We start from the raw sequence: 26,103 nt of genomic DNA, 5'->3' as shown, positions 1-26,103 counted from the left end.
TGTATCTGAGGGTCTGTAGCTCAGTTGGTTAGAGCACACGCTTGATAAGCGTGGGGTCACAAGTTCAAGTCTTGTCAGACCCACCAAGTCTACTGAACACAGAAGAGCAGATATATTAAGATCTTAAGCTGGGGACTTAGCTTAGTTGGTAGAGCGCCTGCTTTGCACGCAGGAGGTCAACGGTTCGACTCCGTTAGTCTCCACCACTATATAAAGACTAAGTGATTACAGAACTTAGTAAGCAGATAGCTTATTAAGTTCTGTGATTTATCACAGTTAACTACTCGCTGACGAGGCGGTAGTGAATCATTAACAGAATATATTTGAGTTGAAATAATTGTTTAAACTCGTTTTAGTTGATGTTAGCAAGTAATTGTTAATATTGAATGAAATGAGCACTAGCGATAAAACTGAATCAAGCGTTTTGGTATATGAATTAAATTGAAGCTGTATGGTGATTAAGTTCACAGGCAACAAATAGAAGTGATTAAGTTCACATTGTTGATCCTCCTTGTAGGGATTAACGACTGTTTGGGGTTGTATAGTCAAGTAATTAAGTGCATGTGGTGGATGCCTTGGCAGTCAGAGGCGATGAAAGACGTAATAGCCTGCGATAAGCTTCGGGGAGGCGGCAAATATCCTGTGATCCGGAGATTTCTGAATGGGGAAACCCACTTACCATAAGGTAGGTATCGCATGATGAATACATAGTCATGCGAGGCGAACGAGGGGAAGTGAAACATCTCAGTACCCTTAGGAAAAGAAATCAATTGAGATTCCCTCAGTAGCGGCGAGCGAACGGGGATCAGCCCATTAAGTTATATGTGTTTTAGCGGAAAGCTCTGGGAAGTGCTACCGTAGAGGGTGATAGTCCCGTACACGAAAGGGCACATATAATGATGACGAGTAGGGCGAGGCACGTGAAACCTTGTCTGAATATGGGGGGACCATCCTCCAAGGCTAAATACTCCTGACTGACCGATAGTGAACCAGTACCGTGAGGGAAAGGCGAAAAGAACCCCTGTGAGGGGAGTGAAATAGATCCTGAAACCGCATGCATACAAGCAGTGGGAGCCGACTTGTTCGGTGACTGCGTACCTTTTGTATAATGGGTCAGCGACTTATATTCAGTAGCAAGGTTAACCGCATAGGGGAGCCGTAGAGAAATCGAGTCTTAATAGGGCGTTTAGTTGCTGGGTATAGACCCGAAACCGGGTGATCTATCCATGAGCAGGTTGAAGGTTGGGTAACACTAACTGGAGGACCGAACCCACTGTCGTTGAAAAGCCAGGGGATGACTTGTGGATAGGGGTGAAAGGCTAATCAAACTCGGTGATAGCTGGTTCTCCCCGAAAGCTATTTAGGTAGCGCCTCGGACGAATACCATAGGGGGTAGAGCACTGTTTCGGCTAGGGGGTCATCCCGACTTACCAAACCGATGCAAACTCCGAATACCTATGAGTACTATCCGGGAGACAGACTGCGGGTGCTAACGTCCGTAGTCAAGAGGAAAACAATCCAGACCGCCAGCTAAGGCCCCCAAATTATAGTTAAGTGGGAAACGATGTGGGAAGGCATAGACAGCTAGGAGGTTGGCTTAGAAGCAGCCACCCTTTAAAGAAAGCGTAATAGCTCACTAGTCGAGTCGGCCTGCGCGGAAGATGTAACGGGGCTAAAACTATATGCCGAAGCTGCGGATGTATACTATGTATACGTGGTAGGGGAGCGTTCTGTAAGCCGATGAAGGTGTATTGAGAAGTATGCTGGAGGTATCAGAAGTGCGAATGCTGACGTGAGTAACGACAAAACGGGTGAAAAACCCGTTCGCTGAAAGACCAAGGGTTCCAGTCCAACGTTAATCGGGGCTGGGTGAGTCGACCCCTAAGGCGAGGCCGAGAGGCGTAGTCGATGGGAAATTGGTTAATATTCCAATACTTCTGTGTAATGCGATGAGAGGACGGAGAAAGTTAAGTCAGCCTGGCGTTGGTTGTCCAGGTGAAAGGCAGTAGGCATGCATCTTAGGCAAATCCGGGGTGCTCTATGCTGAGAGCTGATAGCAAGCTAGTTTACTAGCGAAGTGGCTGATACTATGCTTCCAGGAAAAGTCTCTAAGCTTCAGTTACACAGGAATCGTACCCTAAACCGACACAGGTGGTCAGGTCGAGTAGACCAAAGCGCTTGAGAGAACTCTGCTGAAGGAACTAGGCAAAATGGTACCGTAACTTCGGGAGAAGGTACGCTGCTGACGGTGATAGGACTTGCTCCTTGAGCTATTGGCAGCCACAGAAACCAGGCCCCTGCAACTGTTTATTAAAAACATAGCACTCTGCAAACACGAAAGTGGACGTATAGGGTGTGATGCCTGCCCGGTGCTGGAAGGTTAATTGATGGGGTTAGCGTAAGCGAAGCTCTTGATCGAAGCCCCAGTAAACGGCGGCCGTAACTATAACGGTCCTAAGGTAGCGAAATTCCTTGTCGGGTAAGTTCCGACCTGCACGAATGGCATAATGATGGGGGCGCTGTCTCCAGCAGAGGCTCAGTGAAATCGAAATCGCCGTGAAGATGCGGTGTACCCGCGGCTAGACGGAAAGACCCCGTGAACCTTTACTGCAGCTTGACATTGAACTTTGATCTTACTTGTGTAGGATAGGTGGGAGGCTTTGAAGTAGTGACGCCAGTTGCTATGGAGCCATCCTTGAAATACCACCCTGGTAATATTGAGGTTCTAACTCTGTCCCGTTATCCGGGACGAGGACCATGTCTGGTGGGTAGTTTGACTGGGGCGGTCTCCTCCTAAAGAGTAACGGAGGAGTACGAAGGTGCGCTCAGCGTGGTCGGAAATCACGCGTAGAGTATAAAGGCAAAAGCGCGCTTAACTGCGAGACCCACAAGTCGAGCAGGTACGAAAGTAGGTCTTAGTGATCCGGTGGTTCTGTATGGAAGGGCCATCGCTCAACGGATAAAAGGTACTCTGGGGATAACAGGCTGATACCGCCCAAGAGTTCATATCGACGGCGGTGTTTGGCACCTCGATGTCGGCTCATCTCATCCTGGGGCTGAAGCAGGTCCCAAGGGTATGGCTGTTCGCCATTTAAAGAGGTACGCGAGCTGGGTTTAGAACGTCGTGAGACAGTTCGGTCCCTATCTACCGTGGGCGTTGGAAATTTGAGAGGATCTGCTCCTAGTACGAGAGGACCAGAGTGGACGAACCTCTGGTGTACCGGTTGTGACGCCAGTCGCATCGCCGGGTAGCTATGTTCGGAAGGGATAACCGCTGAAAGCATCTAAGCGGGAAGCCTACCTCAAGATAAGATTTCCCTAGGACTTTATGTCCTCTAAAGAGCCGTTGAAGACTACGACGTTGATAGGTTGGATGTGGAAGTGCGGTGACGCATGAAGCTGACCAATACTAATTGCTCGTGAGGCTTGACTATACAACACCCAAGCAGTTGTATACGAAGCATCATTTGATTCATAAAAGATCAAACATACTTGATTTAGTTGTAAAGCTAGTTAAACTATTCAACTCAAATGTTCTGTTAATAACTCATTTGGTACGAAGTAAGGCATTTAAATAAGACCCGAACAAGTCCATAACAGTTTGCTGGCGACAATAGCAAGAGTGAACCACCTGATCCCTTCCCGAACTCAGAAGTGAAACCTCTTAGCGCTGATGGTAGTGTGGGGTTACCCATGTGAGAGTAAGTCATCGCCAGCTTTTAAATCTAAAACACCCCGTTCTCTAGCGAGACCGGGGTGTTTTTTTATGCGTGGGATTTGTAGTGTTGATTAGCGAAATGAAATAGATCTCGTTATATTAAGCTAATTGATGACTGAATTCATTGAATAATGGACTATTGACCTTTAAAATTTTTAGCTAAATAATAATTGAACAAAAATTTGGTATTTCTTATGAAACTTAACTCATTCTCACCGCTTCCTGATCATGATGAAGAATTACATCTTCCTGAACTGGTGTATGCTGCATCTTTAGGGGAGTTTGAACAGGTCGAACAACTATTATCACAAGGTATTGACGTTAATCAAACTGATGATGAAGGCTATAGTGCGCTACAAGCTGCGGCGGAGAATGATCATTTAGATATTGTTAAATTATTGATTTCTAAAGGCGCAGACAAAGACTATAAAAGTCAATTTACCGCATTAGAGCTTGCAGAAATGGCTGAAAATCAACAGATTATTACGTATTTAAATGGTTTATAGATTCTCAAACAATATGATGTGAATCAGATATTCTATAGATATAAAAAGAAAACCCCATCATCCTGATGGGGTTTTCTTCGTATTGGTGTGTTAGATCTGACTCCTGTCGAATCTCACGTTCCTGATGCTCAGACGCTTTATTGTTGTTTTATGTCTGGGAAACTTCCTGTTCCCTATAACTATAGAATATAAGACTGTGCTTTGATCGTATAGATGACAATCGCTGTGATTACTGTAAGCATTTTCCTACACAGACAACATGGTGCGTGGGATTTGTAGTGTTGATTAGCGAAATGAAATAGATCTCGTTATATTAAGCTAATTGATGACTGAATTCATTGAATAATGGACTATTGACCTTTAAAATTTTTAGCTAAATAATAATTGAACAAAAATTTGGTATTTCTTATGAAACTTAACTCATTCTCACCGCTTCCTGATCATGATGAAGAATTACATCTTCCTGAACTGGTGTATGCTGCATCTTTAGGGGAGTTTGAACAGGTCGAACAACTATTATCACAAGGTATTGACGTTAATCAAACTGATGATGAAGGCTATAGTGCGCTACAAGCTGCGGCGGAGAATGATCATTTAGATATTGTTAAATTATTGATTTCTAAAGGCGCAGACAAAGACTATAAAAGTCAATTTACCGCATTAGAGCTTGCAGAAATGGCTGAAAATCAACAGATTATTACGTATTTAAATGGTTTATAGATTCTCAAACAATATGATGTGAATCAGATATTCTATAGATATAAAAAGAAAACCCCATCATCCTGATGGGGTTTTCTTCGTATTGGTGTGTTAGATCTGACTCCTGTCGAATCTCACGTTCCTGATGCTCAGACGCTTTATTGTTGTTTTATGTCTGGGAAACTTCCTGTTCCCTATAACTATAGAATATAAGACTGTGCTTTGATCGTATAGATGACAATCGCTGTGATTACTGTAAGCATTTTCCTACACAGACAACATGGCTATTAATTTACATCAATATTATTTGCCATAAGCCCTTTGCCTTGTGCTTCAGCAATCAAGCGTTCAGCAGATTCACGGTTTTTACGCAGTCCCGGCATACGGAACTCAGTATGACCATAGTCGTGAATGCGTGTCCAACGTCCACCCCATGTTAAACCTACAGATTCAGCAACAACCCCATATAATTGATAACCTTTCCATGCCCAAGGATCTCGTTCAGAAATAACAACTTTACCATCTCGTTTAAAGGCAACATCGGCTGCTAAACCAAATTGATGATAACTTTGATAGGCTTTGGCTAAAGTCGTGGCTGTATTGCCAGATAAACGAGTTTGACGCTCTGGACTACGATAACCTTCTAAAAGCACCATTTCATAACCATGGCGCTCTTTCATGATTTTAAAGACCATGAGTAAACGCTGCTTATAACTTGGATGCATTTTGTCCCATTTACGGTCAACCATTGCTGTATCGAAGCTGCTACGTTGATCTCCAATCCCTTCATTATCTATAGCTGATGGATTTACACTTGGGAATTGATGATTTGGAAGAGGATTTTCTCTTTCCAATATCTGTGCTTGAACAATCGCAGCATCAATTAAGCTTTCATCCACTGCTGGAGGAGGAGTTAAAACCTCACCATTTAATAGCGCATAAATTTGAGGGTCAGTTTTTCTTAAATATTCTGCTTCAACCTTTGTCGGATCAATTGGTCGTGTAAATGCAAAAACAAGAATGCTGGAAAGTAAAAAGAAACCCGCAATCAAAATCCACCATTGCTGTAAATGCCAATGGGTTTGGGTTTGATTGGCTGAGGCTGCTTGATTCATTTGTTCTGCAAAGTGCTTTGCAGAAGCCAGCTTTCTCTTACCTTGCGGTAAAAGTGCTTTAAGGTAGTCTAAAGTTTTATGTCTAATTTCATAAGACATCAGAAAAGTTAGACCAAGCACCAAAAAGATAAAACAAATGACAACAAACAAAATCATGGTTTGTTTTCTATGACTTTACGGTCTATCGTCACTTTCACTGTACCTTCAGGGGAAGCTTCTTGCGCTTCCTCTTTTTTAGGTGCGGCTTCTTTTTCAGTAGGTTTAGCCGCAGTTTCTGCTTTTGCTTCTACTTTCGCTTTTGGTACTGGTTTTGCGGTTATTGCAGCTTGTGGTCTGGTTGCAGCTGGCGGTGGCACTGCTGGTTTCGCCTCTGGTTTTAGTATTTGTTCAAACGGGGAGGCATTCGGATTTGGATTTTTCTGAGCAGCAACCTTATTTTCATGTTTAAAAATCTGATTGAAATCTTTTTCATTGATATGCTGCTTATATGCACCAGCATTTTCATCGTGATGATTGGTTGCTGTTTCTTCAGCATGCACATCGCGTAGTTCAGGTTCTTGAGTTGCAACCGAATCCGTATTGGTACTGTTATTTTCTGTTGGGTTGATATTGATAAAAACAAAAAAGAAAATAGCAGAGATAACCATCCCAGCAATTAAACCAAGTAGAAAAACAGATGATTTCCCCAATGTTTTTTTAGCGGGTTTACTTTGTAATATACGAATAGATGTTTGTTTTTCTTGTGTCATAATTCAACCTGTCAAGGCAATTGAATAGTGATATGTGCTTGTTCAGCAGGTGCAGAAATCACATTATTAAATTTCGCAATAGAAGCATTTTCCGTCTTATTCAACATGAATTTTAGGCCAGCGAAAGCCAGTACAGCAAATAACAACAGGAAAATTAAAATCCAAACAAAGGGTAATTCTTTATGAATAATATTTTTGATTTGATCTGGTAAAGCCGCAAAAGGAGAAAAGGCAGTCTTTTTGCCTTTTAAATAATCGATTTCATCACCGACTCGTGCCACAAGATGATTTAAACTTTCAATTGATTCAATACGATACTTACCTTGGAATCCAAGCAATAAGCAATAATGAAAAACTTCGAGAGAAGCCAATCGTTCTTTACCACGAGCACGAATCAGTTCGAGAAACTCAAAGAAACGATAACCTGCAAGCTGTGAACCAAATAAAGTTAATTGGAGTGGACTGATTAACCAATGATTTTGTAGGTTAAAGAATGATGGATCTTGTTGAGTAACAATGGTTTCATCAATTAAGGCGCAATATGCATATTTTGCATCATGAATATCTTCAGGAGAAAACTGCAGTTTTTTTGCTTGGTGTTCAAAACGATTCAACAAATCTAAAATTTTGTCTTTAAAGCCGTTTGCATTTTCTGGCACATACTGATTCTTCAATAAGAAAACAATATAAAATCCGTCATGTAGAAGATCGACTAAATTGGTTGCTTGTGTGATTTTGGATTGTTGCGGTAAAGAACCTCCACCAATTTGTCCATCATCAAACAGTGAGGGGGCAATATTATTCTGGCTCATGACATACTCCTCGCTTAACCATTCATCACTGCAATTAATTCAATACTGATATCTTGGAAACCTGCAGGGACATATATACAGATGGTTTCAGAATCAAGCATACGTTGATACATTTCATGATGTGGTTCAATTTCAAAATAATTCACACCAGAACGTACCGGGATAGCAGTTGGAATTTGGACTAAATGATGAATTGGGATTGCAGGAAGTGCTGCAACAACACGTTGTTCAACATCGACAGTATTCCCGACTTTGAAACGCAGTGGGACAATTTGAATCAGTTCATGGGTTTGCATCATGCTACTAGAAACAGCGATATAAAGTCTTGATTCTTTAGTGATTTTATCTGTTTCTAAGCTTCCGACCCAATAAGATGGGCGAATTTCTTTTAGCGCAATACTGATATAACGACTTGAAATAATCGTGTCGAGCAATTCGCGTAAAATTTTATCAAGCTGGCTAAAGCTATCTTGCAAGTTATGATGTTGATATTGTGGCAAATGTTCAACTTCGTATGCGGTCGAGAATGTCAGCAATGAACCCGTTAAACGCAAAAGTTCAAAAAATAATTTTTCAGGGTGAATCTGTGGATTTTGTAACAGATGATTCAAGGTCGCATGAGCAGTATTTAGTGCATTGACCAACCAGAATGAAACAATATCACCCGATCTAAACTCTATGAGCTTTTGTTCATTTTCACGGTTATTGGTTTGAATCATTTTAATTTTGGCACGAACAACGTTCAACGTTCGCTTCAAATTTGCCAATAAGGTTTCATTTGACTGAATATGTAAAATTGGTGGGATATATTTTGAATCAATCTCAAAATTCCCTGAACTATGACGTCGAATTTTTCCGATGGCGAGATATAAAAAACCATCTAAATCTTGATTTGGATCTGCTTGAACATCAAAAAGTTTAAATTCAGTTCGGCGTCGAAGAAATGTAATTTCAGCAGGGGATGCGTCTGTAAAAAGATCGTGAGTTTCATTCAAATATGAATGGTAGCGAGCAGGTTGTTTATCCTGTTCATCAGAGATGTTCTTCTTATTCGGTTGTAAAATAGGCAATGCTAAGTAGATTAACATTTCCCCACGTAAGTTCAGTTCATCCAATAAAATCGGTTGTGGTAACAGATCTTTGGCTGGCGCTTGGTAAATTTCACCATCCTGCCAAATCATATCAATTTGCTCTAAAGCAAGCACATGTGTGCCCAGCTGTGTTTCGTCAAATCGAAGATTTTTAATTCCATAAGGATAAGGAATCGTTGAACGAATGGTGTGGTTAAGTCGTTGTTCTTGATACGTATCTTGTAATTGGAAGTGTTGTGGTCTTAAAAATAAACCTTCACCCCAAAGAACTTTTTCTGCTTTAAACATAGATGATTACCATTCAGAAGATTCATTATTTTGGTTTACGCCCAATAATTCTTGAATAGAATCAAGGGGATTATCATTTTTAATGACTTGAGTTAACCATTCATGTAAAGGCATTTGGCTCCATTTAATTGTTTTTTGCAGCATATAACTCACAGGACTATGCGGCTCATTGGTTTGAAAGTAATCGGCAATCTCTTGTAAAACCCGCATTGCCTGTTCACGGTTTTGTAAATGGCTTTGTGGTTGCGGTTGAAATGTTTGCGCTTGTGGAATTGGCGCTGAATGCGTTGTTTCTGTTACTGGCATTGTCATTTGAGCTGGGGTATCTTCAACTGCAGCTGTATTGGTGTTGTTTCCAAATGAGTCTGCTTTATAGATTTTTTTCAGATTCATTTGAATATTTTCAAACTGTGAATCGATGCTCGCAAAACTTGGTGCTTCCAGCTCCATCAGTGCATCTAATGTTTGTTTGATAATATTCCAATGCTGCAAAATTTCTTGAAATTGCTGATAATTTTGATATTGAAAAGTGCGTGAGGTGTTGAATAGCGCCTGATTGAATTGATCTAATTCTAAGGACGCTTCTACACTGTCAGAATCTTCGGCTTGCTTACGACGATTATTCTGTAAATGTAAGAATTTTTCGTATTGGGCAAGTGAATAAAATGGTTGAATGTTGATGAGCGGAACATTCTTTACCAAGCTCGGTAATTGGGTGGTAAAACCTTGCAGTAAGCCTAGGCGTTGATCTAAGTCGTCATCTTCAATTTCAGGATGAATCTTTAACCAGAACTGTTCTAAAACACGGTGACTCAGTTCCAGTCCTTTGATTAGACCTTCAAAGCCATAGAGGTTTGTCCAAGCTTCAGTAAGCCATGTTAATAAACGAATATCTTTGGTTTTTTGCGTGAGTAATTGGATTGATTTTTCTGCAACAAATGACCAGTCGGCTTGCTTTGGCTCAGAAATCCAATCACCTTGGTCTAATAAAGGATCATCATGGGTACGTGCTTTTTTAATTTCGTGAAACTCATTGGAAAAAGATAAATCTTCTCCACACGGATGAGCATCAGAAATAGGCTCTAATAAGACGTCTAAATTTATATCCATTTTCTATACTCGTATATATTTAAGCTTCCACAACTTTTGACTTTTTGCTCGACTTTTTCTTTGCTGGCTTCGCTTGTGGATCTAATAGGTAAATGATTTCATCATCTTTCGTATCAATATGAATGACTTTTGGTATTTTTTGTTCAGCCAAAGCCACCAATATTTCAGTGGCCAAAGCAGGCAACACTGAGGCATTTAAAATGTTATCAACATTACGAGCGCCACTATCAACTTCAGTACAACGACTTAGAATTAATTCGATTAAATCATCGCTATATGTCACTTTGGTTTCATACTGTTTTTCGAGTCGTGCTGTAATTTTTCCTAGTTTATGCTCAATAATTCTGACTAACAGATCATCATGTAGTGGGAAATAAGGGACAATTCGCATACGGCCTAAGAATGCCGGCTTAAATTGTTTGTATAAGCTTGGTTTGAGTTGTTCAGTCAGCTCTTCAGCACTTGGCCATTCTTCGACAGGTTGATTTAGGCATGCCTGCATGATGGCATTTGAGCCCGTGTTTGACGTCAGTAATATCGTGGTGTTTTTAAAATCAATCACACGACCTTCACCATCTTCGAGCGTACCTTTGTCAAAAACTTGGTAGAACAGTTCTTGGACATCGCTGTGTGCTTTTTCAATCTCGTCTAATAACACAACGCTATACGGATTACGTCGAACGGCTTCAGTCAAAACACCGCCTTGACCATACCCGACATATCCTGGAGGTGCGCCTTTAAGTGAAGAAACCGTATGCGCCTCTTGGTATTCAGACATATTGATGGTGATTAAATGTGACTCACCACCATAAAGTTCATTGGCAAGTGCTAAGGCAGTTTCTGTTTTACCTACACCACTTGGACCAACAAGCATGAAAACACCCTGTGGTTTATTTGGATCTTCTAAACGTGCTTTTGATGTTTTAATACCTTGAACCAACTGATGTAGGGCATAATCTTGTCCCATCACACGTTTTTCAAGTTTTTCTTCCAGACTGAGAATTTGCTTAATTTCATCATTGACCATTTTGCCAACAGGAATACCCGTCCAGTCTGAAATAATTTCATTAATAATTTGGGCATTTACACGTTCAAAGACCAGTGGTTGCTGACCTTGTAGCTCAGAGAGCTGCGTACGTGTACTGAGAATCTCATCTTTGTTCGAATCAGCCTGTTCAGCAGTTTCTAATGCTTGAATTTTTTGAATCAGTGCCAATTCAGCTTGCCATTGTTGTTCTGTTTGCTGAATTTCTTGATCAAGCAATTCCAATGATGATGTTAACTGAGCTAAACGTTCTTCATGAATTGGCTGGTGGCGGTGTTCATTTTCAATAATATTGAATTCAAGGTTTAAATTATGTTGTTGTGCTTTAAGTTGGTCGAGTTTGACCGGTTGAGCATTTTGGGTTAGCGCAACACGAGCCGCAGCGGTGTCAAGCACACTAATGGCTTTATCCGGGAGTTGGCGGCCACTAATATAACGATGTGAAGAATGAACAGCGGTGATAATCGCTTCATCATCAATGCGTAAATTAAAGTGATTGGCCATCACTGGAATCATGGCACGTAGCATATCGATCGCGACTTCTTCCGTTGGCTCTTCTACTTTGACCACTTGGAAACGACGACTTAAAGCAGCATCTTTTTCAAAATACTGTTTATATTCAGCCCAAGTTGTTGCCGCAATTGTGCGTAATTCACCGCGCGCAAGTGCAGGTTTTAATAAGTTCGCAGCATCATTTTGCCCAGCTTGGCCGCCCGCACCAATCATGGTGTGAGCTTCATCAATAAACAAAATAATTGGATGAGAAGACTGTTGTACTTCTTGAATCACTTGTTTTAAGCGGTTTTCAAACTCACCTTTAACACTTGCACCTGCTTGTAACAGCCCCATATCCAAAGAGTGTAATTGGACATTTTTTAACGCATCGGGCACTTGGTTCTGTGAAATTTTTAATGCCAGACCTTCCACAACTGCGGTTTTACCCACACCAGGCTCACCCGTTAAAATAGGGTTGTTTTGACGACGACGCATTAAGATATCAAGCATTAAACGGATTTCATATTCACGACCAATGACTGGATCAATCCCACCTTTTTGGGCTTTTTCAGTCAAATTAATGGTGAATTGATCTAATGCAGGTGTCTTTTTGCTTGAAGCGGAATTGTCTGTTGGCTGATTCTTAAGTTCAGCTTGTTGTTCTTGAGAATTGTTTGGAATATTTTCGGCGCTGTTTACACAAATTTCCAAGAATTTATGCTTCATCGTATCGATTGGAAACAAATCAAATAAACTCGATGCTCGAATGGCAATTTGATAAAGATCAGATGCTGTTAAGAGCGCAATCAATAAATGACCGCTTCGAATCACTGGGTCTGGTTCAGCCGAAGCAAGTAACCAAGCTTGCTCAAGAAGTCTAACAATTGATTTGGAAAAAATAGGTGTACGGGTATTTCCTTTAGGAAGTTGAGAAATACACTCTAATAAATCCGTTAAAAGTGCATCTTTTGAAATTTTGTATTTATTAAGTAGAAGTTCAAGATCATTGGATTGTTGTTCTAATAATTTGACAAAAAAATGTTCGATTTCGATTTCAAAATTTTGATGGTTTACACATAAATTGGCGGATTGTTCTAAAGATGTACGTGAAGATGCTGATAACTTTTTAATCAAAACTTTTAGATCTGTCATTTTCTGTCTCTCTCAAAAAACTTTATTTCTAGGCAAATAAATTCTAAATTTTCTAGCCTATAAATTTGGCATTAAAATTAGTATATTGAAATCAAATATTTAATAATTTTTTAAAAATCACTGGAAATATTTTACATAAAAAAAAACTTTTGTGAAGATAGGATATTATGTATATTATACCACCAATTAAAAAAGTCATTTTTATCAAATGGTTAAAATATTGATACGAAATTTAACTTGACGAGAGCACGTTTTTTTAGTCTTATTTTTAAGTCTTTAACGAAATTGCTTAATTATACATATTTATAAAACATCAAAAGTAAATCTATTGAATAACTGAATCAAGTAAATATTGAGGTTGGATTTTGAAGAATTTTATTCCATATATTTTAGTTCTTGGCGCATCATTGGCGACTACATTTGTCTACGCGGATGATGAAATCAAACTAAAAAGATCCTGTATAAAAGATTACCCAATGATCGAGGGAGAAACCAATCCTGAGTTGTTGGCGGTCTATTCACAATTGTGTGATAAGAAAAATAAAGACAATAAAAACAAACTGTTGGTCTCGGCGGCAGAAAAGTTTCAGCAAATTGGAAAAAATGATAAAGCCATCCAAATTGTCAATTATTTAGAAACGCAAAACATCCAAAGCAATGAATTAACAGATGTCAAATTCCTTGCAGGAATTGGCTTAGCTTCTGACGCATTGAATAAAATGCGCACGCGTGAAATGAGATATTTGACTGAGGATAAAACTTATCCTGTTGCGAAAAGTTTTACTGATGCAGTTAGACAAGCAATGCCAGCAGCAGTTTTGGTTGAAAAAAATCAGGAAAGTGCCCCAGTTGTAGAGCGTGCTCGTCCTCAGAAGGTAAGTCGCCCTCAGAAGAGCCGCACTACACCAACACGCTCAACGCCTGCTGCAAAACCAGCTACAAAGCCTACTGCGACGCCAGCGAAACCGAAGTCTACGTCATCAGCACCAAGACCGAATTTCCCAACATAATTTATTGCCCAAATTAATGGATAACAAAAATGTCAAAACGTGAAAGTGTACAGAAGAAATTACAGCGAATCCGACCACCACGTGTTCAACTGACTTATGATGTTGAAGTTGGAGATGGTAAAGAAATTAAAGAGTTACCTTTTGTTGTAGGTGTTTTAGGTGACTTTTCTGCTGCTTCTGAGTTAGAAAAAACCAAATTAAAAGATAAAAAATTCATCAATGTCGATTTAGAAAACATTGATGAAGTGATGGAGTCGTTGTCTCCACGTGCCGCATATCAAGTTGAAAATACGCTAACTGAAGAGGGTGGGCGTATGTCGGTCGATTTAACCTTTAAATCGATGGAAGATTTCAGACCAGAACAAGTGGTACAACAAGTAGAACCATTGAGAAAATTAGTTGAAGCTCGTGAACGTTTAACGGATTTGAGAAACAAGATTTCAAATAGTGAGCGTTTGGAAGATTTACTTGATGAAGTCTTACAAAATACTGATCAGATTCGTAAATTAAGCGCTGAGGCGGGTCCTGAAAATGAGTAATTTACAAACCAATACTGTGCAAGATGCAGCCGTAGAAGAAGTAAGTTTACTTGATTCTATTGTGGAGCGTAGCCGCATTGCACGTAATGACGAAGAGCATGACCGTGCGAAAAGCTTGATTGGTGAATTAGCCAAAGAAGTGATGGCAGGAACAATCACTGTTTCAGAAAATATGTCTTTATCGATTGATAAGCGTATTGCTGAAATAGATGCGCTGATTTCAAAGCAGCTCAGTAAAATCATGCACAATGAGCAGTTTCAGAAAATTGAATCGACTTGGCGTGGTTTGTATTACTTCTGTCAGGAATCACCTTCAAATCCATTGATCAAAATTCGTATGTTAAACACAACGAAAAAAGAATTGGTTAAAGATTTCCAAGGCGCGACAGATTTCGATCAAAGTACCTTGTTTAAAAAAGTTTATGAAGAAGAATACGGCTCATTCGGTGGCGCACCTTATGCGACATTGATCGGTGACTTCGAGTTTGACCGTACCCCTTCAGACATGTATCTGTTAGAACAGATTTCACATGTTGCAGCAGCGGCACATGCTCCGTTTATTTCGGCAGCAAGCAGTAATATGTTAGGCCTTGAATCATTTACAGATATTGATCGCCCTCGTGATGTTTCAAAAGTATTTGAAACAGCAGAATATGTACAGTGGCGTTCTTTCCGTGAAAGCGATGACGCTCGTTATGTTGCGTTGACAATGCCACGCGTTTTAGGCCGTTTGCCTTATGATCCAAAAGAAGGTTGGGCGACTGAAGGCTTTAACTTTGTGGAAGAGGTTTCAGGGCAAAACCATGATGAATATTTGTGGATGAATGCCGCGTATGCGTTTGGTACTCGTTTGACCAATGCATTTGACCTCCATGGTTGGTGTGCTGCGATTCGTGGTGTTGAAGGTGGTGGTATGGTCGAAGGCTTACCAGTACATACTTTCAAAACCAATGATGGTGAAGTTGTATTTAAGTGCCCAACTGAAATTGCGATCACTGACCGTCGTGAGAAAGAGTTGAGTGACTTAGGTTTTATTCCACTTGTTCATTGTAAAAATACAGATTACGCAGCATTTTTTGGTGCGCAGTCTACACAAAAACCGAAGAAGTATGACAGTGATACCGCAAATGCGAACTCGTCATTATCGAGCCAGATCCAATACATCATGGCAGTTTCTCGAATTGCACATTATTTAAAAGCAATGATGCGAGATAAAGTCGGAAGCTTTGCTTCAGCGGGTAATGTAGAAGCATTTTTAAATGAATGGCTATCACAATATGTATTGCTTGATGATGGTGCTTCACAAGAAGCAAAAGCGCAGTATCCATTGCGTGAAGCTTCTGTAAAAGTTGTAGAGAATCCTGCAGAGCCAGGGCACTACAAGTCTGTGGTCTTCTTAAGACCGCATTTCCAGCTAGATGAGTTGTCGGTTTCTTTGCGACTTGTCACTGAGTTACCTCAGTCCTCGAATTAAAATAGAGCGTGGCTAAATAATAACTTTAAAAAATAAGGGTAATCCAATGAAAGATATATACGTTCAATTTCAAGGCAAGTACAAAGTTGATGGCGAGTCACGTGATTCTGAGCACAAAAATTGGCTAGAAGTTAATTCTTGGTCTCATAATATTCGTCAGCCGAAATCTGCGACTTCTTCAAGCGTTGGTGGTCATACTGCTGAACGTGTAGAACACTCAGATATGCTTTTTGTTAAAGATTTGGATGCAACTAGTCCAAAACTTTGGGAAGCTTGTTCTGCGGGTTATACATTTGATGAAGTTCAAATTGACTTCTACCGTGCAAATGGTGACAAACGTATTAAATACCTTCAAATCAAACTTAAGCATGTACTTGTTTCAAGTGTAACGCCTACGGTAAATGAAGAAGGTGTTCCAACTGAAGCATTTGGTCTTAAATATGCTGCGGTTGAGTGGACTTATAATCAACAAGATATTAACGGTTCTGCTAAAGGTGCCGTTACTAAGAAATGGTCTCTTTCTAACAATACCGCATCTTACGCTGCGTAATTGTTTGTTGGAACAGATAGGGACTCGGGTCCCTATCTGTTTCATATTATTAGAATATACATTATGAATTTAGATCAACTATACCCATATGGATTTCGATCTACACTATTTGATCGTTTAATTGTTGAAGATGATTATATCAAAGGGCTTTCGATTCATGAGTTAAGAGAGTCTGTTGCTCATGATTTAGAAGACTTATTAAATACACGAATTGCCAAGCTAGATTTGGAAATCGATGATTTCCCTTTAGTAAAAAAGTCTATCGTACAATTTGGCATTATTGATTTTGTTGGGCTTTCCACAGCGAATCCAACCGATCGAGATACCATCTGCCAGTCCATAGAACAATCGATTGCTGCACATGAACCACGCTTAAAACAAATTAAAGTAGAAATGCAGTTAGATGACCAAAATGTTGGTTCGTTATGCCTAAGCATTCAAGCTTATTTAAATATCCACCCACTTTATGAACCTGTAATTTTTGATGCCTTACTTAAGCCAACAACACAGCAATATGTGATTTCTGCCAGATCTTAAAATAAAGTAGGTATGTCGTGATAGAAGAACTTTTACCGTATTATGAAAAGCAATTACAAGAATTTGGACAACAGTCGCGTGCCTTTGCAGATAAATACCCCAAAATTGCACAACGATTATCTTTAAATCAAGAACAAATTGATGATCCACATATTGAACGCCTGATACAGGCATTTTCTTTAATTGCCGCACGTATTGATAAAAAGTTAGCTGATAGTTACGACATCTTTACACGTTCTTTATTTGAGGTGATGTTTCCTCAATATTTACGCCATTTCCCGGCATGTTCAGTTGTGAGTTTTGAAGACTTAAATAAGCAAAAACAATTGACGGATGTTCACATTATTCCCAAAGGAACCACTTTAAAATCGAGAAGTTTCAAAGGTGTCCAATGTGAGTTTAATACCAGTGCTGAAGTTAAATTGCTGCCGATCCAACTGGAAAGCCTGAGTTTCCAAACCAATCCTAGTGCACATATTCATTTAAACCAAAATGCGACATTAAATTTAAAATTTGAGTTATTAAACCCTGCTAAAAATTGGTTGAAAAATGAAAAGCTGCCCATTTATTTGGATGCGATTTCAAACTTTCCTTTGCAAGTCTTGGATCATATTTTTCATAAAGAGACCAGTTTTAGTCTTCGCATCAATCATAAAGTCGTGGCGATAAAAAATCCGTTTGAAGTAATGGGTTTTGATGAAAATGAAAGTTTATTGCCTGTTGATCAACATACCCATCATGCTTATCGATTATTAATCGAATATTTCTGTTTTCCTGAAAAGTTTAGTTATTTAAATTTGAATTTAGATTTTTTAAAATTATTAAAAGAAGAAAATCTAAGTTTTGAAGTGCAGATCCATTTAAAACTGAATTTAAATGACCAAGCCATTATTCGCAATTATTCAGAATTGAATGTGGCAAATTTTAAGTTATTTACCAGCCCTGTCGTCAATTTGTTTGAGAAACAAGCTGAGCCACAAAAAATCAATCATAAAAACTTAGAATATCCTTTGATGACGGATGCACATCATCCTGAGTTCTATCAAGTGTATTCAATCGTTGAAATGAATTTGATCCGTGAAAAAAGTAACCAAGATCAAGTGGTTTATCCGATTTTACCTTTCTTTGCCATGAGTCATTATCACGGTGACGATATTCAGTTTTTTTATGCATTAAATCCAACCGTTTTACAAAATCAATATGTCGAAACGGGCTATTCGATTATTTCTAAACAATTAGAACCACACAGTATTAAGTCTGATTTTGTCAGTTGTAAATTGTTATGTTCCAATCGTGAATTACCGCACGAAGCTTTGGGTCAGTCAAACAATGTCTTGAATTTGAATGACAGTACCGTTGCTCGTCGTGCATTGGTGTTAAAAAGACCTACTGCACCGTTCCAATTTGAAAAAAATAAGAATGAACAATGGCGTATTATTTCGCATCTTTCATTAAATACTTTAGCATTAATGAAAGGTGATGCTGTCAGCCATATTAAAGAGTTGTTAGAGCTTTATAACTTACCAAAATCTAAAGAAAATCATTTAATTATTGATGCAATTAAAAAAATTGAGTTTGAAATCACCAATAAACTGGTTGAAGCCAAACCCTTTCCAATGTTTGTCCGTGGGGTCAAGGTTTTAATGGATGTGGATGTCCAAGTCTTTAGAGGGCATAGCTTATATATTTTCAGCGAATTGATCAGTCATATCTTTAACTTAAAAGTACAGATGAACAGTTTTGTTGACGTTTTTGTTCGAGATTTAAATACAAAACAGGAGTTATACCAATGCGTACAGAACGTTGGTGGCAAGAAGCTTCTGTAATTGATGAGCTTTTTAAAACCCCTACAGCTTTTGAATTTATCCAAACCACACGATTATTTAGACATGCGCCCAATACTGCTGTTTTAAAGAATTGGTCTGACGATTTTCTTTTTGAAAGTTCATTAAATTTGAACTTCCCAAAACATGAAATTGAATTACTCGAACAACAAGATGAAAAAATTCATCTTACCAATTTGATTGTCGGTTTAACCGGTATGCAAGGCGCAATGCCGTATACCTATACCAATAAAGTGAAACAAGCACCGCGTAAACAGCGTGTTGAAGTTCAAAAGTTTTTAGGCTTATTTAATCATAAGCTTACAGCTCAATTTGTTGAAGCCAGTTTAAGTTATAACCTGCCTGTACGTTATGAAGTTGAAAAAGAAAATAATTACTTAGAAATCCTACATGCATTAAATGGTTATATTCGGACACAGCATCAACAGAGTGATTTAGACGATTATTTTGCTGAATTTTCTGGGCTGATGCAGGGGCAAAACAATACAGCCCATGCACTAAAGACAATGCTGACCTGTGTGTTCAATCAACACGTTGAAGTCAAAGAATATATTACCGAAAAGTTTAAACTCGGCGATGATCAGAAAACCACTTTGGGAGGCAAGCAGCCTTTTTTGTTAGGTGTAAATACTTTTTGTGGAGAAACGATCCGACAAATTGATGGAAAAATTGAGATTCAAATTGGACCATTGAGCCATGCACAGTATTTAGAATTTTTACCCAAGAAAAAATTGAGTAAGAAGTTAAAGAAAATTCTGCAAAGTTGGTGTAGTCCCACCTTACTTGTCGATCTACGTTTAGTCTTGGCAAAAGAGGAAGTCCAGCCTTTACAACTGAGCTCAACAACACAAATCGGTTTGGCACAAGGTGCTTTTGTGATGCCAAAAACTCAAAGTGACAATGATGAAACCTGTTATGCACTGATTGGAGTGTCATAAGTGATCAAAATAATTTTAGGAACTTTAGTCAGCACAATATTACTGGTTTCGGTAATCGTGGTGTTTTATTGGCGTGATATTAAATATGACCCAAATGGGCAAGATTTTCTGATTTTCTTTGGGGTGATTCCAGCGGCGATTACTTTGTTAATTCTAAGCCCAATGTTGATCAAAAAGATTTATCAAAGCCGCCAAGAGAAGAAAGAACAACAAAGAATTGAGGCAGAACAACGTTCAGAACAACAACAAACCACTGAAGCTAAAGTTGAAGAAAAAATTGAATGGGTAGACTTGAAAGTTTATTCAGCGACAAGTTTAAGTGCCTTAGGCGAAAATGAAGCACAGCTTGATCAGCTTCAAGATGTGGCAAGTCCTGAACTTGATTCGCAATTGGTCAATGGTTATGGCTTACCGATTCTTTCATTCCGTGTTCAAGAGATTGAAGAACCGTTAGAGGATGAGGCATCTAGTCTTTCCAGTCGTCAAAAGCGTATAAGCGCATTAATTCAGCAGCAATTAGAACAGAATACTGAAACGTTGTATCAAATTGCAGAGCACCTAAAAAACTCAGCGCTCTTTTATGATGCCAAACTTGCACATGAATATCGTATGCATCCTGCTTGGATTGACCCTCATCGTGACTATGAGGATGAGCCGATAGAACAACAGGTTGCAGAAGCAGTACCGCGACTTAATCGTTTGAATATCCATATTATTTTGCCAGAAAACTTATTCCATAGCTGGGATGAAAATTCAGCTTCAGAATTGGTTCATCATTATCTTACTGAACTGGGCATTCTCGATCAGCAATTTGGCACTGAATATCATTATTGGGGTGAAACAACTGCATATAAAGACTGGATTAAGTTGCTGAAAAGAACCCAACTTCTGGATTCTGAGGCATCACTGTTTATTGCAGTAGATTCAGAAATTGATCAAGAAACCATAGATGATCGGACGTGGATGACTGAAAAATATATTCCATCTGAGTATATCAGTACCTGTTGTATGACAAATACCCAGGTCGAATTGCAAAATTTACCAGCAATAAAGTATATTCGAATTGCTTTAAATTCTGATCAGGCATCTAAAACATTAAAAGAGTTGAATTTAGACCAAGCAGAACAGTTTGATCAAGAACAGCCCTTTGTCTTGGTCTTAGACGACCCAGCAGAGATCAAGCTGTTAAAGAAACTTGAACAAAACTTTGCCGAAACAGCGATTGAAGCGCATCATTATCTTTACAGTAAAAATAGCCTAGGCCATACCCAACCCTTAGCCAAAGTTTTTGGTTTTATGTTGAGTTTGCACTTTAAAGATGAGTTGTACGGTTATGTTTATAGTGCTGAACATCAGCAAACCCAAGTGCTTGTTGGGACTGAGTTTGCATAGAACTTACAGATAAATTTAGAAAGAAATAGAGAAAATGATACAAACAATTTTAAGCTATGCATGGCAGTACATCACAAATCCGAAACTGGTGATTGCGCTTTCGATTCTGGTTGCGCTCGTTTCTTCATATAGTGTAGTGCCGCGTCAGTACTTCTTTATGATGGTTGCAGCTTACATTCTTGGATTGGTGATTTACGGCATCTACTGGTTGATCCAGCGCCGTAAACATGCGGAACAAGGTGAAGCATTGGCTGAAGCGATTCAACAAGACACCACTGCTGAATATGGAAAACAAAAAGATAAAGAAGAATTAAATCTGATCAATCAGCAGATGAAAGATTCGATCCAATTGATTCGTAAGTCTAAATTGGGTGATAAAAGTGGTAACGCAGCACTCTATGAGTTGCCTTGGTATATGGTGATTGGTAACCCTGCTGCGGGAAAAAGCTCGGCAATTTACCATTCTGGATTAAAATTTCCCTTTGAAGAGACCCACCAAAAAGTGGTGTCTTCAGGACTCAGTGGTACCCGAAACTGCGATTGGTTTTTCTCAACAGAAGGGGTATTGCTGGATACAGCTGGTCGATACTCTGTGTATTCTGAAGACCATTCAGAATGGTTAGGCTTTTTAAATATTCTGAAAAAGAACCGTTCTAAAGCGCCGATCAATGGCTTAATTGTGATTGTTAGTGTGGCTGAGTTGGTCAGTCAAAGCCCTGAAAAATCAATCAAATTGGCGAAAAGTTTAAGAGCACGTATTCAAGATTTAACTGAACGTTTAGAAATTTTTGCACCAGTTTATTTGGTCTTTTCTAAAATGGATTTGATTGCAGGATTCACTGAATTTTTTGAATGTTATGAATCTGCTGAGTTTGATCAAGTCTGGGGCGCGACCTTACCTTATGACTCTGAATCATCGCAGAATGCTGTAGAACATTTCGAGAAGCACTACAATATTTTATATGATGGATTAAAAGGGGTCAGTACCACCCATTTAAGTCGCCGTCATGCGCAAAATATTTCGCCAAGTGTGATGACTTTCCCACTTGAATTTAAGACTTTAAAACCTGTATTAAAAACGTTTATTGGTACTTTATTTGAAGAAAATCCGTATCAGTTTAAACCGGTCTTCCGTGGCTTTTACTTTACCAGTGCTTTACAAGAGGGCGTGATAGAAAGCCCGATGACGGAACAGATTGTTGATGATTTTCAGCTGACTAAAATCCCCAACAGCGAACATGGTATTCCACAAAACTCAATTTCTCAGAATCATGGATATTTCTTAAAAGGGCTATTCTCAGAAGTCATTCTCAAAGATAAAAACTTAGTTAAACAACATATTAACCCAACCACAAAACGTAAACGTTATTTGGCGTTTATTGCATCATTATTGGGTGTTTCCATCATTTTAGGTCTATGGGTTTGGTCTTATCGTAATAACCAACAATTGATTGCAGATGTTCAGGCCGATTTAAATAAAGTTGTGCAAATGGAGCAAACTTCGGGTCAAGAGCTTTCAACCCAAATCGATGCATTACTGATTTTGCAACAACGTTTAGAGCAATTGGATGATTTTGATCAGCATCGCCCGTTGAAGTTTTCGTTTGGTCTATATCAAGGCAATGACTTAAAAGAAAAATTAAAAGCCGAATACTTAAAAGGTGTGAAACAGATTGTTTTAGCGCCGAGTCAGCAAAACATTGCGCAATATCTACAACGTGTAAAAGGCAATGAGCAGACGCTTAAACAAAATCATGTCAATGTAGAAATTAAACAAGCGTCTTCGACACAGATTGCATCAGAACCTTCTGATACCAATCCACAAGATGCCTACAATGCGTTAAAAGCCTATTTGATGATGAGTAATCCACAATATATGGATGCGAGTCATTTAAGTGACCAAGTCACACGTTTCTGGCGTTCATGGTTAGACACCAATCGTGGGCAAATGCCACGTGGCGAAATGATTCAAAAAGCTGAAAAAATATTAAGCTACTCAATGACTTTAGCCAATGATAAGAAGTTTCCAGTGTTAGAGTCTGATGCACAATTGGTCGATCAAACTCGTCAAGTGTTGCTCTCTGTGGTACGTGGAATGCCAGCACGTGATCGCGTTTATAATGAAATTAAAATGCGTGCGGCTGTTCGATTCCCTGCGGTGACGGTGGCACAAATTGTTGGTGAAACCAATCGTAATGTCATGCTCGGTGGTTATGCATTGCCTGGTATATTTACCCAAAAAGCATGGGATGAATATGTCGATAAAGCGATTGAAGAAGCTGCGAATAAGCCAACAGATACCAAAGATTGGGTGTTGAATAGTACCCAGTCCGATGATTTAACTTTTAGTGGTAGCCCTGACCAAATTCGTAAACAGTTAACCCAGTTGTATAAGCAAGAATATATAGCTGAATGGAAGAAGTTTATTAATGCTACCCATTATGCGAAAGGTGCTGATTTTGTTCAGCAAGCCAAGGTCATGGATGTGTTGGGTGAGCCACAAAACTCTCCAATCCGTACCTATATTGACCGTGTTGCAAAAGAAACCAGTTGGGATAATCCAGTCGTTCAAGCTGAGCTTGCCGCACCACAAACTGGCTTTATTGCTTGGTTTAAGCGTAAAGTTTTAGGTCAAGGTAAAACGGATGATATCCAACGTGCATCCAATCAAGCACAAGGGCAGATTTCTCAACAATTCCAAGTATTCTACCAATTGGTCCGTAAACGTGATGATTTACAGAACAAATCACTGCTGGATGATTATTTACAGAATATGGCGCAAGTCAGAAGTAAGTTGAATGATCTACGCAGTGCAGGTGACTTTGGTCCAAGTGCTTTGGCCTTAGCGAAACTGACCATTAATGATCAAAGTTCAGTTTTCAACACCACTCAAAAAGTCGTCGATGAAAAATTGACGGTTGGTTTGGGTGAGTTGGATCAGCAAATGGTTCAAAAATTGTTGGTGAGTCCATTAACGCAATCTTTTGATAGTTTGTTGACCCCAGCACAGGACGAAATTAATAAACTTTGGACCTTGCAGGCTTTCCAACCGTTTAGCCAAACACTTTCGCAAAAAGTGCCATTTAACTCATCTGGAACGATTCAAGCGACCAGTAGTGAAATTAGTCAAATTTTTGGTGATAACGGCAGCATTTCTAAATTTGTAAAAGAAACCCTTGATCCATTTGTTATTCGTCGTGGTTATACATTGTCATCGAAGACTTGGAAAAACATGGGTATTGGTTTAAATCCTGAATTCGTGATGAATTTTGAGCAATATACCACCCCAATCAATGGTGCTTCTGCGGGAGCAGCAGGTGGTGCTCCAGTTGCAGCCAATCAGTCAAATTTCCAATTCTATCCGATCCCTAACAATAAATTATTGTCCTATACCATTGATATTGATGGGCAGCGTTTGGTTTATGAAAATGGCATCCAACAATGGGTTAACTTCATGTGGCCAAATCCTGGTGCAATACCAGGAGCACGGATTACGGCAATCGATTTAGATGGGCAAACCCATACTATATTTGATGAGCCGGGTGAATACGGCATCAATAAACTAATTGATAGTGCACAACGTAAGTCATTGAATGGAAGCTTTGAAATGACATGGGCAAGCAAACAAAACAGTGATTTGTTTGTGAAACTTCAATTCCGTTTAATTAGTGGTAATGCTTCAAATCCAATTGGTTCTAATCGTGGCTATGTTGGATTAAAACTGGTTGATCGAGTCACAAGTCCTAAAGCACCATTGGTTGTTGCAGCACAGGCAGCGCCTGTTACCGTAAGTGCAAACTCACCAGCGGCTTCACCATTTGGCGGTGCGACTGCACCGACAGCAGCTGCACCTAAGCCTCAGACAACCGCACCAGCAAGCTCAACTGTAGCGCCTGCTGGCAATGCGGCAAATGCTGCTGGAAAAGGAGTGGCTCAATGATTAAAGGGAACGATTTGACGCGAGGGATTAAAGTATGCAAACGATAAAGTCTACACCGTTGTATTATGGAAAATGTCCCGCACGTGGTGATTTTCTGAAAACAAAAGGGCAATATTCATTGATTCAAGTGATTGATCAATGGATTACGGAAGCTTTAGAGCTTGCAATGCGAGAAGAAAATTTTAATCAAGCTTATGAATCATTAGCACCTTTAGACTTCTTTATCGCAAACCCTAAGGAAAGAATGTTTCTTGCAGCAAATATGGTGACCAGTGAAGACAGTTCTGGTCGTCAATTTCCAATGGTTTTAAGCCAGTTATTAGAAGTTGATCACCCTTTTCAAAACTTACTCTATGCGCCGTTTAAATATAAACCTGTATTGATTGATTTATTTCAAAAAAATCGAAGCATCCGAACCATTCGTGATCCTGAAGTATTGATCAATAAGCTGGGTGAAATTGATCATGAAATACAGGTCTTGCCTGAATTAAAAACGCAGGACTTTTTTGAAAATCATACCATGCATTCATTTGCACAAATGATGAAGATCACGCCGTATGAATTGGCGCAAAGTATGCTGGGTTTGGGCTTATTACTACAGCCTGTGCTTAAACACGGTACCAGTAAGTTATCTAAGGTGCTTATTTTACCGATTAATAATCATAATTATTGCTATGAAATTGCCGCATTTTGGGTCAACTTAATCGGACGCTTTTTAGAAAAAAGTAATACAGAGATCTTGATTGGTATTCTTCACCAAGAGTCTCCAATTTTATTATTTGGATTCCAAGGGGCTGATATCACGGCTTTAAGTAATATTTTCACTCAAAATATGCAAAATGATCATTGGGTATCTTTGGTCAAACCGTTATGGATTGATGCCTATTTGGAACAGAATGCAGGTCTAGCAGCACTTGAACAGTCTTTATGCGAACGTCAATTGAGTCTGGTTCAAGGCATGAAAATTTTTAGACAAACATTTATAGATGAATAATGATATGAAAAATAAACAAGTCAAAATATTGAAAAAATTTGCGCTTATTTCTAGCTTATTTTGTTCATTCAATGTGTTTGCTGCGCCGATTGTGGTTGAAGGTGC

17 protein-coding genes, 2 tRNA genes, 2 rRNA genes and 2 pseudogenes are annotated in these 26,103 nt (G+C 39.2%); 17 read left to right on the top strand and 6 right to left on the bottom strand.

The genetic code is table 11. The features are described 5' to 3' along the window. The first annotated feature begins 9 nt into the window (after positions 1-9). The 6 genes from AS4_RS21440 to AS4_RS21415 all read left to right on the top strand — a co-directional run bounded on the left by AS4_RS21440 (position 10) and on the right by AS4_RS21415 (position 4,944). Positions 10-86 (top strand) — tRNA-Ile (locus AS4_RS21440). 44 nt (positions 87-130) lie between these two features. Continuing rightward, positions 131-206: transfer RNA gene (locus AS4_RS21435), tRNA-Ala, on the top strand. Between the two features lie 337 nt (positions 207-543). Next, a 23S ribosomal RNA gene (locus AS4_RS21430) occupies positions 544-3,434 on the top strand. Positions 3,435-3,603: 169 nt separating this feature from the next. Continuing rightward, positions 3,604-3,718, top strand: a 5S ribosomal RNA gene (rrf, locus tag AS4_RS21425). Between the two features lie 194 nt (positions 3,719-3,912). Further along, positions 3,913-4,224, top strand: coding sequence for an ankyrin repeat domain-containing protein (locus tag AS4_RS21420; protein ID WP_096735437.1), 312 nt, complete (start codon positions 3,913-3,915; stop codon positions 4,222-4,224). 408 nt (positions 4,225-4,632) lie between these two features. Next, positions 4,633-4,944, top strand: coding sequence for an ankyrin repeat domain-containing protein (locus AS4_RS21415; protein WP_096735437.1), 312 nt, complete (start codon positions 4,633-4,635; stop codon positions 4,942-4,944). A 266-nt stretch (positions 4,945-5,210) separates the two neighbouring features. On the opposite strand, the gene AS4_RS21410 is transcribed toward AS4_RS21415, so the two are convergent. From AS4_RS21410 to tssH, 6 genes are read right to left on the bottom strand one after another with little or no spacing between them, the layout of a single operon-like run. Next, positions 5,211-6,194, bottom strand: a complete 984-nt coding sequence (locus AS4_RS21410; protein WP_096735436.1) for a M15 family metallopeptidase — start codon at positions 6,192-6,194, stop codon at positions 5,211-5,213. Further along, complete coding sequence (locus AS4_RS21405; RefSeq protein ID WP_096735435.1) at positions 6,191-6,787, bottom strand: hypothetical protein; 597 nt, start codon at positions 6,785-6,787, stop codon at positions 6,191-6,193. The genes AS4_RS21410 and AS4_RS21405 overlap by 4 nt, the downstream gene beginning before the upstream one ends. Positions 6,788-6,798: 11 nt before the next feature. Next, on the bottom strand, positions 6,799-7,599 hold the full coding sequence (icmH, locus tag AS4_RS21400; protein WP_004723567.1) for a type IVB secretion system protein IcmH/DotU: 801 nt from the start codon (positions 7,597-7,599) through the stop codon (positions 6,799-6,801). Between the two features lie 14 nt (positions 7,600-7,613). Beyond that, on the bottom strand, positions 7,614-8,978 hold the full coding sequence (tssK, locus tag AS4_RS21395; protein WP_004823587.1) for a type VI secretion system baseplate subunit TssK: 1,365 nt from the start codon (positions 8,976-8,978) through the stop codon (positions 7,614-7,616). A 6-nt stretch (positions 8,979-8,984) separates the two neighbouring features. Next, positions 8,985-10,088 carry a type VI secretion system protein TssA gene (gene tssA / locus AS4_RS21390; RefSeq protein WP_004723563.1) on the bottom strand — a complete coding sequence of 368 codons (1,104 nt, stop codon included), beginning with the start codon at positions 10,086-10,088 and terminating at the stop codon, positions 8,985-8,987. 19 nt (positions 10,089-10,107) lie between these two features. Next, positions 10,108-12,780, bottom strand: a complete 2,673-nt coding sequence (gene tssH, locus AS4_RS21385) for a type VI secretion system ATPase TssH (RefSeq protein ID WP_096735434.1) — start codon at positions 12,778-12,780, stop codon at positions 10,108-10,110. Between the two features lie 365 nt (positions 12,781-13,145). On the opposite strand from tssH, the gene AS4_RS21380 reads away from it, so the two are divergent. From AS4_RS21380 to AS4_RS22240, 11 genes and pseudogenes are all read left to right on the top strand, one after another. After that, positions 13,146-13,790, top strand: a complete 645-nt coding sequence (locus AS4_RS21380) for a hypothetical protein (protein ID WP_096735433.1) — start codon at positions 13,146-13,148, stop codon at positions 13,788-13,790. A 29-nt stretch (positions 13,791-13,819) separates the two neighbouring features. Then, entirely contained in the window at positions 13,820-14,329 is a 510-nt protein-coding gene (gene tssB / locus AS4_RS21375) for a type VI secretion system contractile sheath small subunit (RefSeq protein ID WP_004723560.1), read from the top strand. Next, complete coding sequence (tssC, locus tag AS4_RS21370) at positions 14,322-15,803, top strand: type VI secretion system contractile sheath large subunit (protein ID WP_004823591.1); 1,482 nt, start codon at positions 14,322-14,324, stop codon at positions 15,801-15,803. The genes tssB and tssC overlap by 8 nt, the downstream gene beginning before the upstream one ends. 46 nt (positions 15,804-15,849) lie before the next feature. Beyond that, positions 15,850-16,353: an Hcp family type VI secretion system effector gene (locus AS4_RS21365; protein WP_004723558.1), complete on the top strand. Its 504-nt coding sequence runs from the start codon at positions 15,850-15,852 to the stop codon at positions 16,351-16,353. 63 nt (positions 16,354-16,416) lie between these two features. Beyond that, entirely contained in the window at positions 16,417-16,890 is a 474-nt protein-coding gene (tssE, locus tag AS4_RS21360) for a type VI secretion system baseplate subunit TssE (RefSeq protein ID WP_004723556.1), read from the top strand. A 17-nt stretch (positions 16,891-16,907) separates the two neighbouring features. After that, on the top strand, positions 16,908-18,716 hold the full coding sequence (gene tssF / locus AS4_RS21355) for a type VI secretion system baseplate subunit TssF (RefSeq protein WP_004823592.1): 1,809 nt from the start codon (positions 16,908-16,910) through the stop codon (positions 18,714-18,716). Next, positions 18,680-19,672 (top strand): type VI secretion system baseplate subunit TssG, encoded by a 993-nt coding sequence (tssG, locus tag AS4_RS21350; protein ID WP_034617199.1) that lies wholly within the window; start codon positions 18,680-18,682, stop codon positions 19,670-19,672. Before tssF ends, tssG begins: the two co-directional genes overlap by 37 nt. Further along, on the top strand, positions 19,673-21,064 hold the full coding sequence (locus AS4_RS21345) for a hypothetical protein (RefSeq protein ID WP_096735432.1): 1,392 nt from the start codon (positions 19,673-19,675) through the stop codon (positions 21,062-21,064). It abuts the gene before it with no gap. 34 nt (positions 21,065-21,098) lie between these two features. Next, positions 21,099-25,004 carry a type VI secretion system membrane subunit TssM gene (gene tssM / locus AS4_RS21340; RefSeq protein WP_096735431.1) on the top strand — a complete coding sequence of 1,302 codons (3,906 nt, stop codon included), beginning with the start codon at positions 21,099-21,101 and terminating at the stop codon, positions 25,002-25,004. A gap of 34 nt (positions 25,005-25,038) precedes the next feature. Continuing rightward, positions 25,039-25,435 (top strand): annotated as a pseudogene (gene tagF / locus AS4_RS22245) (type VI secretion system-associated protein TagF); the annotation flags it as partial. Positions 25,436-25,506: 71 nt separating this feature from the next. Further along, positions 25,507-25,998 (top strand): annotated as a pseudogene (locus tag AS4_RS22240) (type VI secretion system-associated protein TagF); the annotation flags it as partial. Between the last annotated feature and the right edge of the window lie 105 nt (positions 25,999-26,103).

This window comes from Acinetobacter guillouiae (assembly GCF_002370525.2).
GTDB classification, from domain to species: domain Bacteria; phylum Pseudomonadota; class Gammaproteobacteria; order Pseudomonadales; family Moraxellaceae; genus Acinetobacter; species Acinetobacter guillouiae.
The sequence above is the reverse complement of the archived record's forward strand: the minus strand, read 5'-3'. Positions and strand labels throughout refer to the sequence as shown.

Coding starts and splice junctions, on each gene's coding strand:
- AS4_RS21420 (WP_096735437.1), top strand. CDS start 3,913: ATGAAACTTAACTCATTCTCACCGCTTCCTGATCATGATGAAGAATTA.
- AS4_RS21415 (WP_096735437.1), top strand. CDS start 4,633: ATGAAACTTAACTCATTCTCACCGCTTCCTGATCATGATGAAGAATTA.
- AS4_RS21410 (WP_096735436.1), bottom strand. CDS start 6,194: ATGATTTTGTTTGTTGTCATTTGTTTTATCTTTTTGGTGCTTGGTCTA.
- AS4_RS21405 (WP_096735435.1), bottom strand. CDS start 6,787: ATGACACAAGAAAAACAAACATCTATTCGTATATTACAAAGTAAACCC.
- icmH (WP_004723567.1), bottom strand. CDS start 7,599: ATGAGCCAGAATAATATTGCCCCCTCACTGTTTGATGATGGACAAATT.
- tssK (WP_004823587.1), bottom strand. CDS start 8,978: ATGTTTAAAGCAGAAAAAGTTCTTTGGGGTGAAGGTTTATTTTTAAGA.
- tssA (WP_004723563.1), bottom strand. CDS start 10,088: ATGGATATAAATTTAGACGTCTTATTAGAGCCTATTTCTGATGCTCAT.
- tssH (WP_096735434.1), bottom strand. CDS start 12,780: ATGACAGATCTAAAAGTTTTGATTAAAAAGTTATCAGCATCTTCACGT.
- tssB (WP_004723560.1), top strand. CDS start 13,820: ATGTCAAAACGTGAAAGTGTACAGAAGAAATTACAGCGAATCCGACCA.
- tssC (WP_004823591.1), top strand. CDS start 14,322: ATGAGTAATTTACAAACCAATACTGTGCAAGATGCAGCCGTAGAAGAA.
- AS4_RS21365 (WP_004723558.1), top strand. CDS start 15,850: ATGAAAGATATATACGTTCAATTTCAAGGCAAGTACAAAGTTGATGGC.
- tssE (WP_004723556.1), top strand. CDS start 16,417: ATGAATTTAGATCAACTATACCCATATGGATTTCGATCTACACTATTT.
- tssG (WP_034617199.1), top strand. CDS start 18,680: ATGCGTACAGAACGTTGGTGGCAAGAAGCTTCTGTAATTGATGAGCTT.
- tssM (WP_096735431.1), top strand. CDS start 21,099: ATGATACAAACAATTTTAAGCTATGCATGGCAGTACATCACAAATCCG.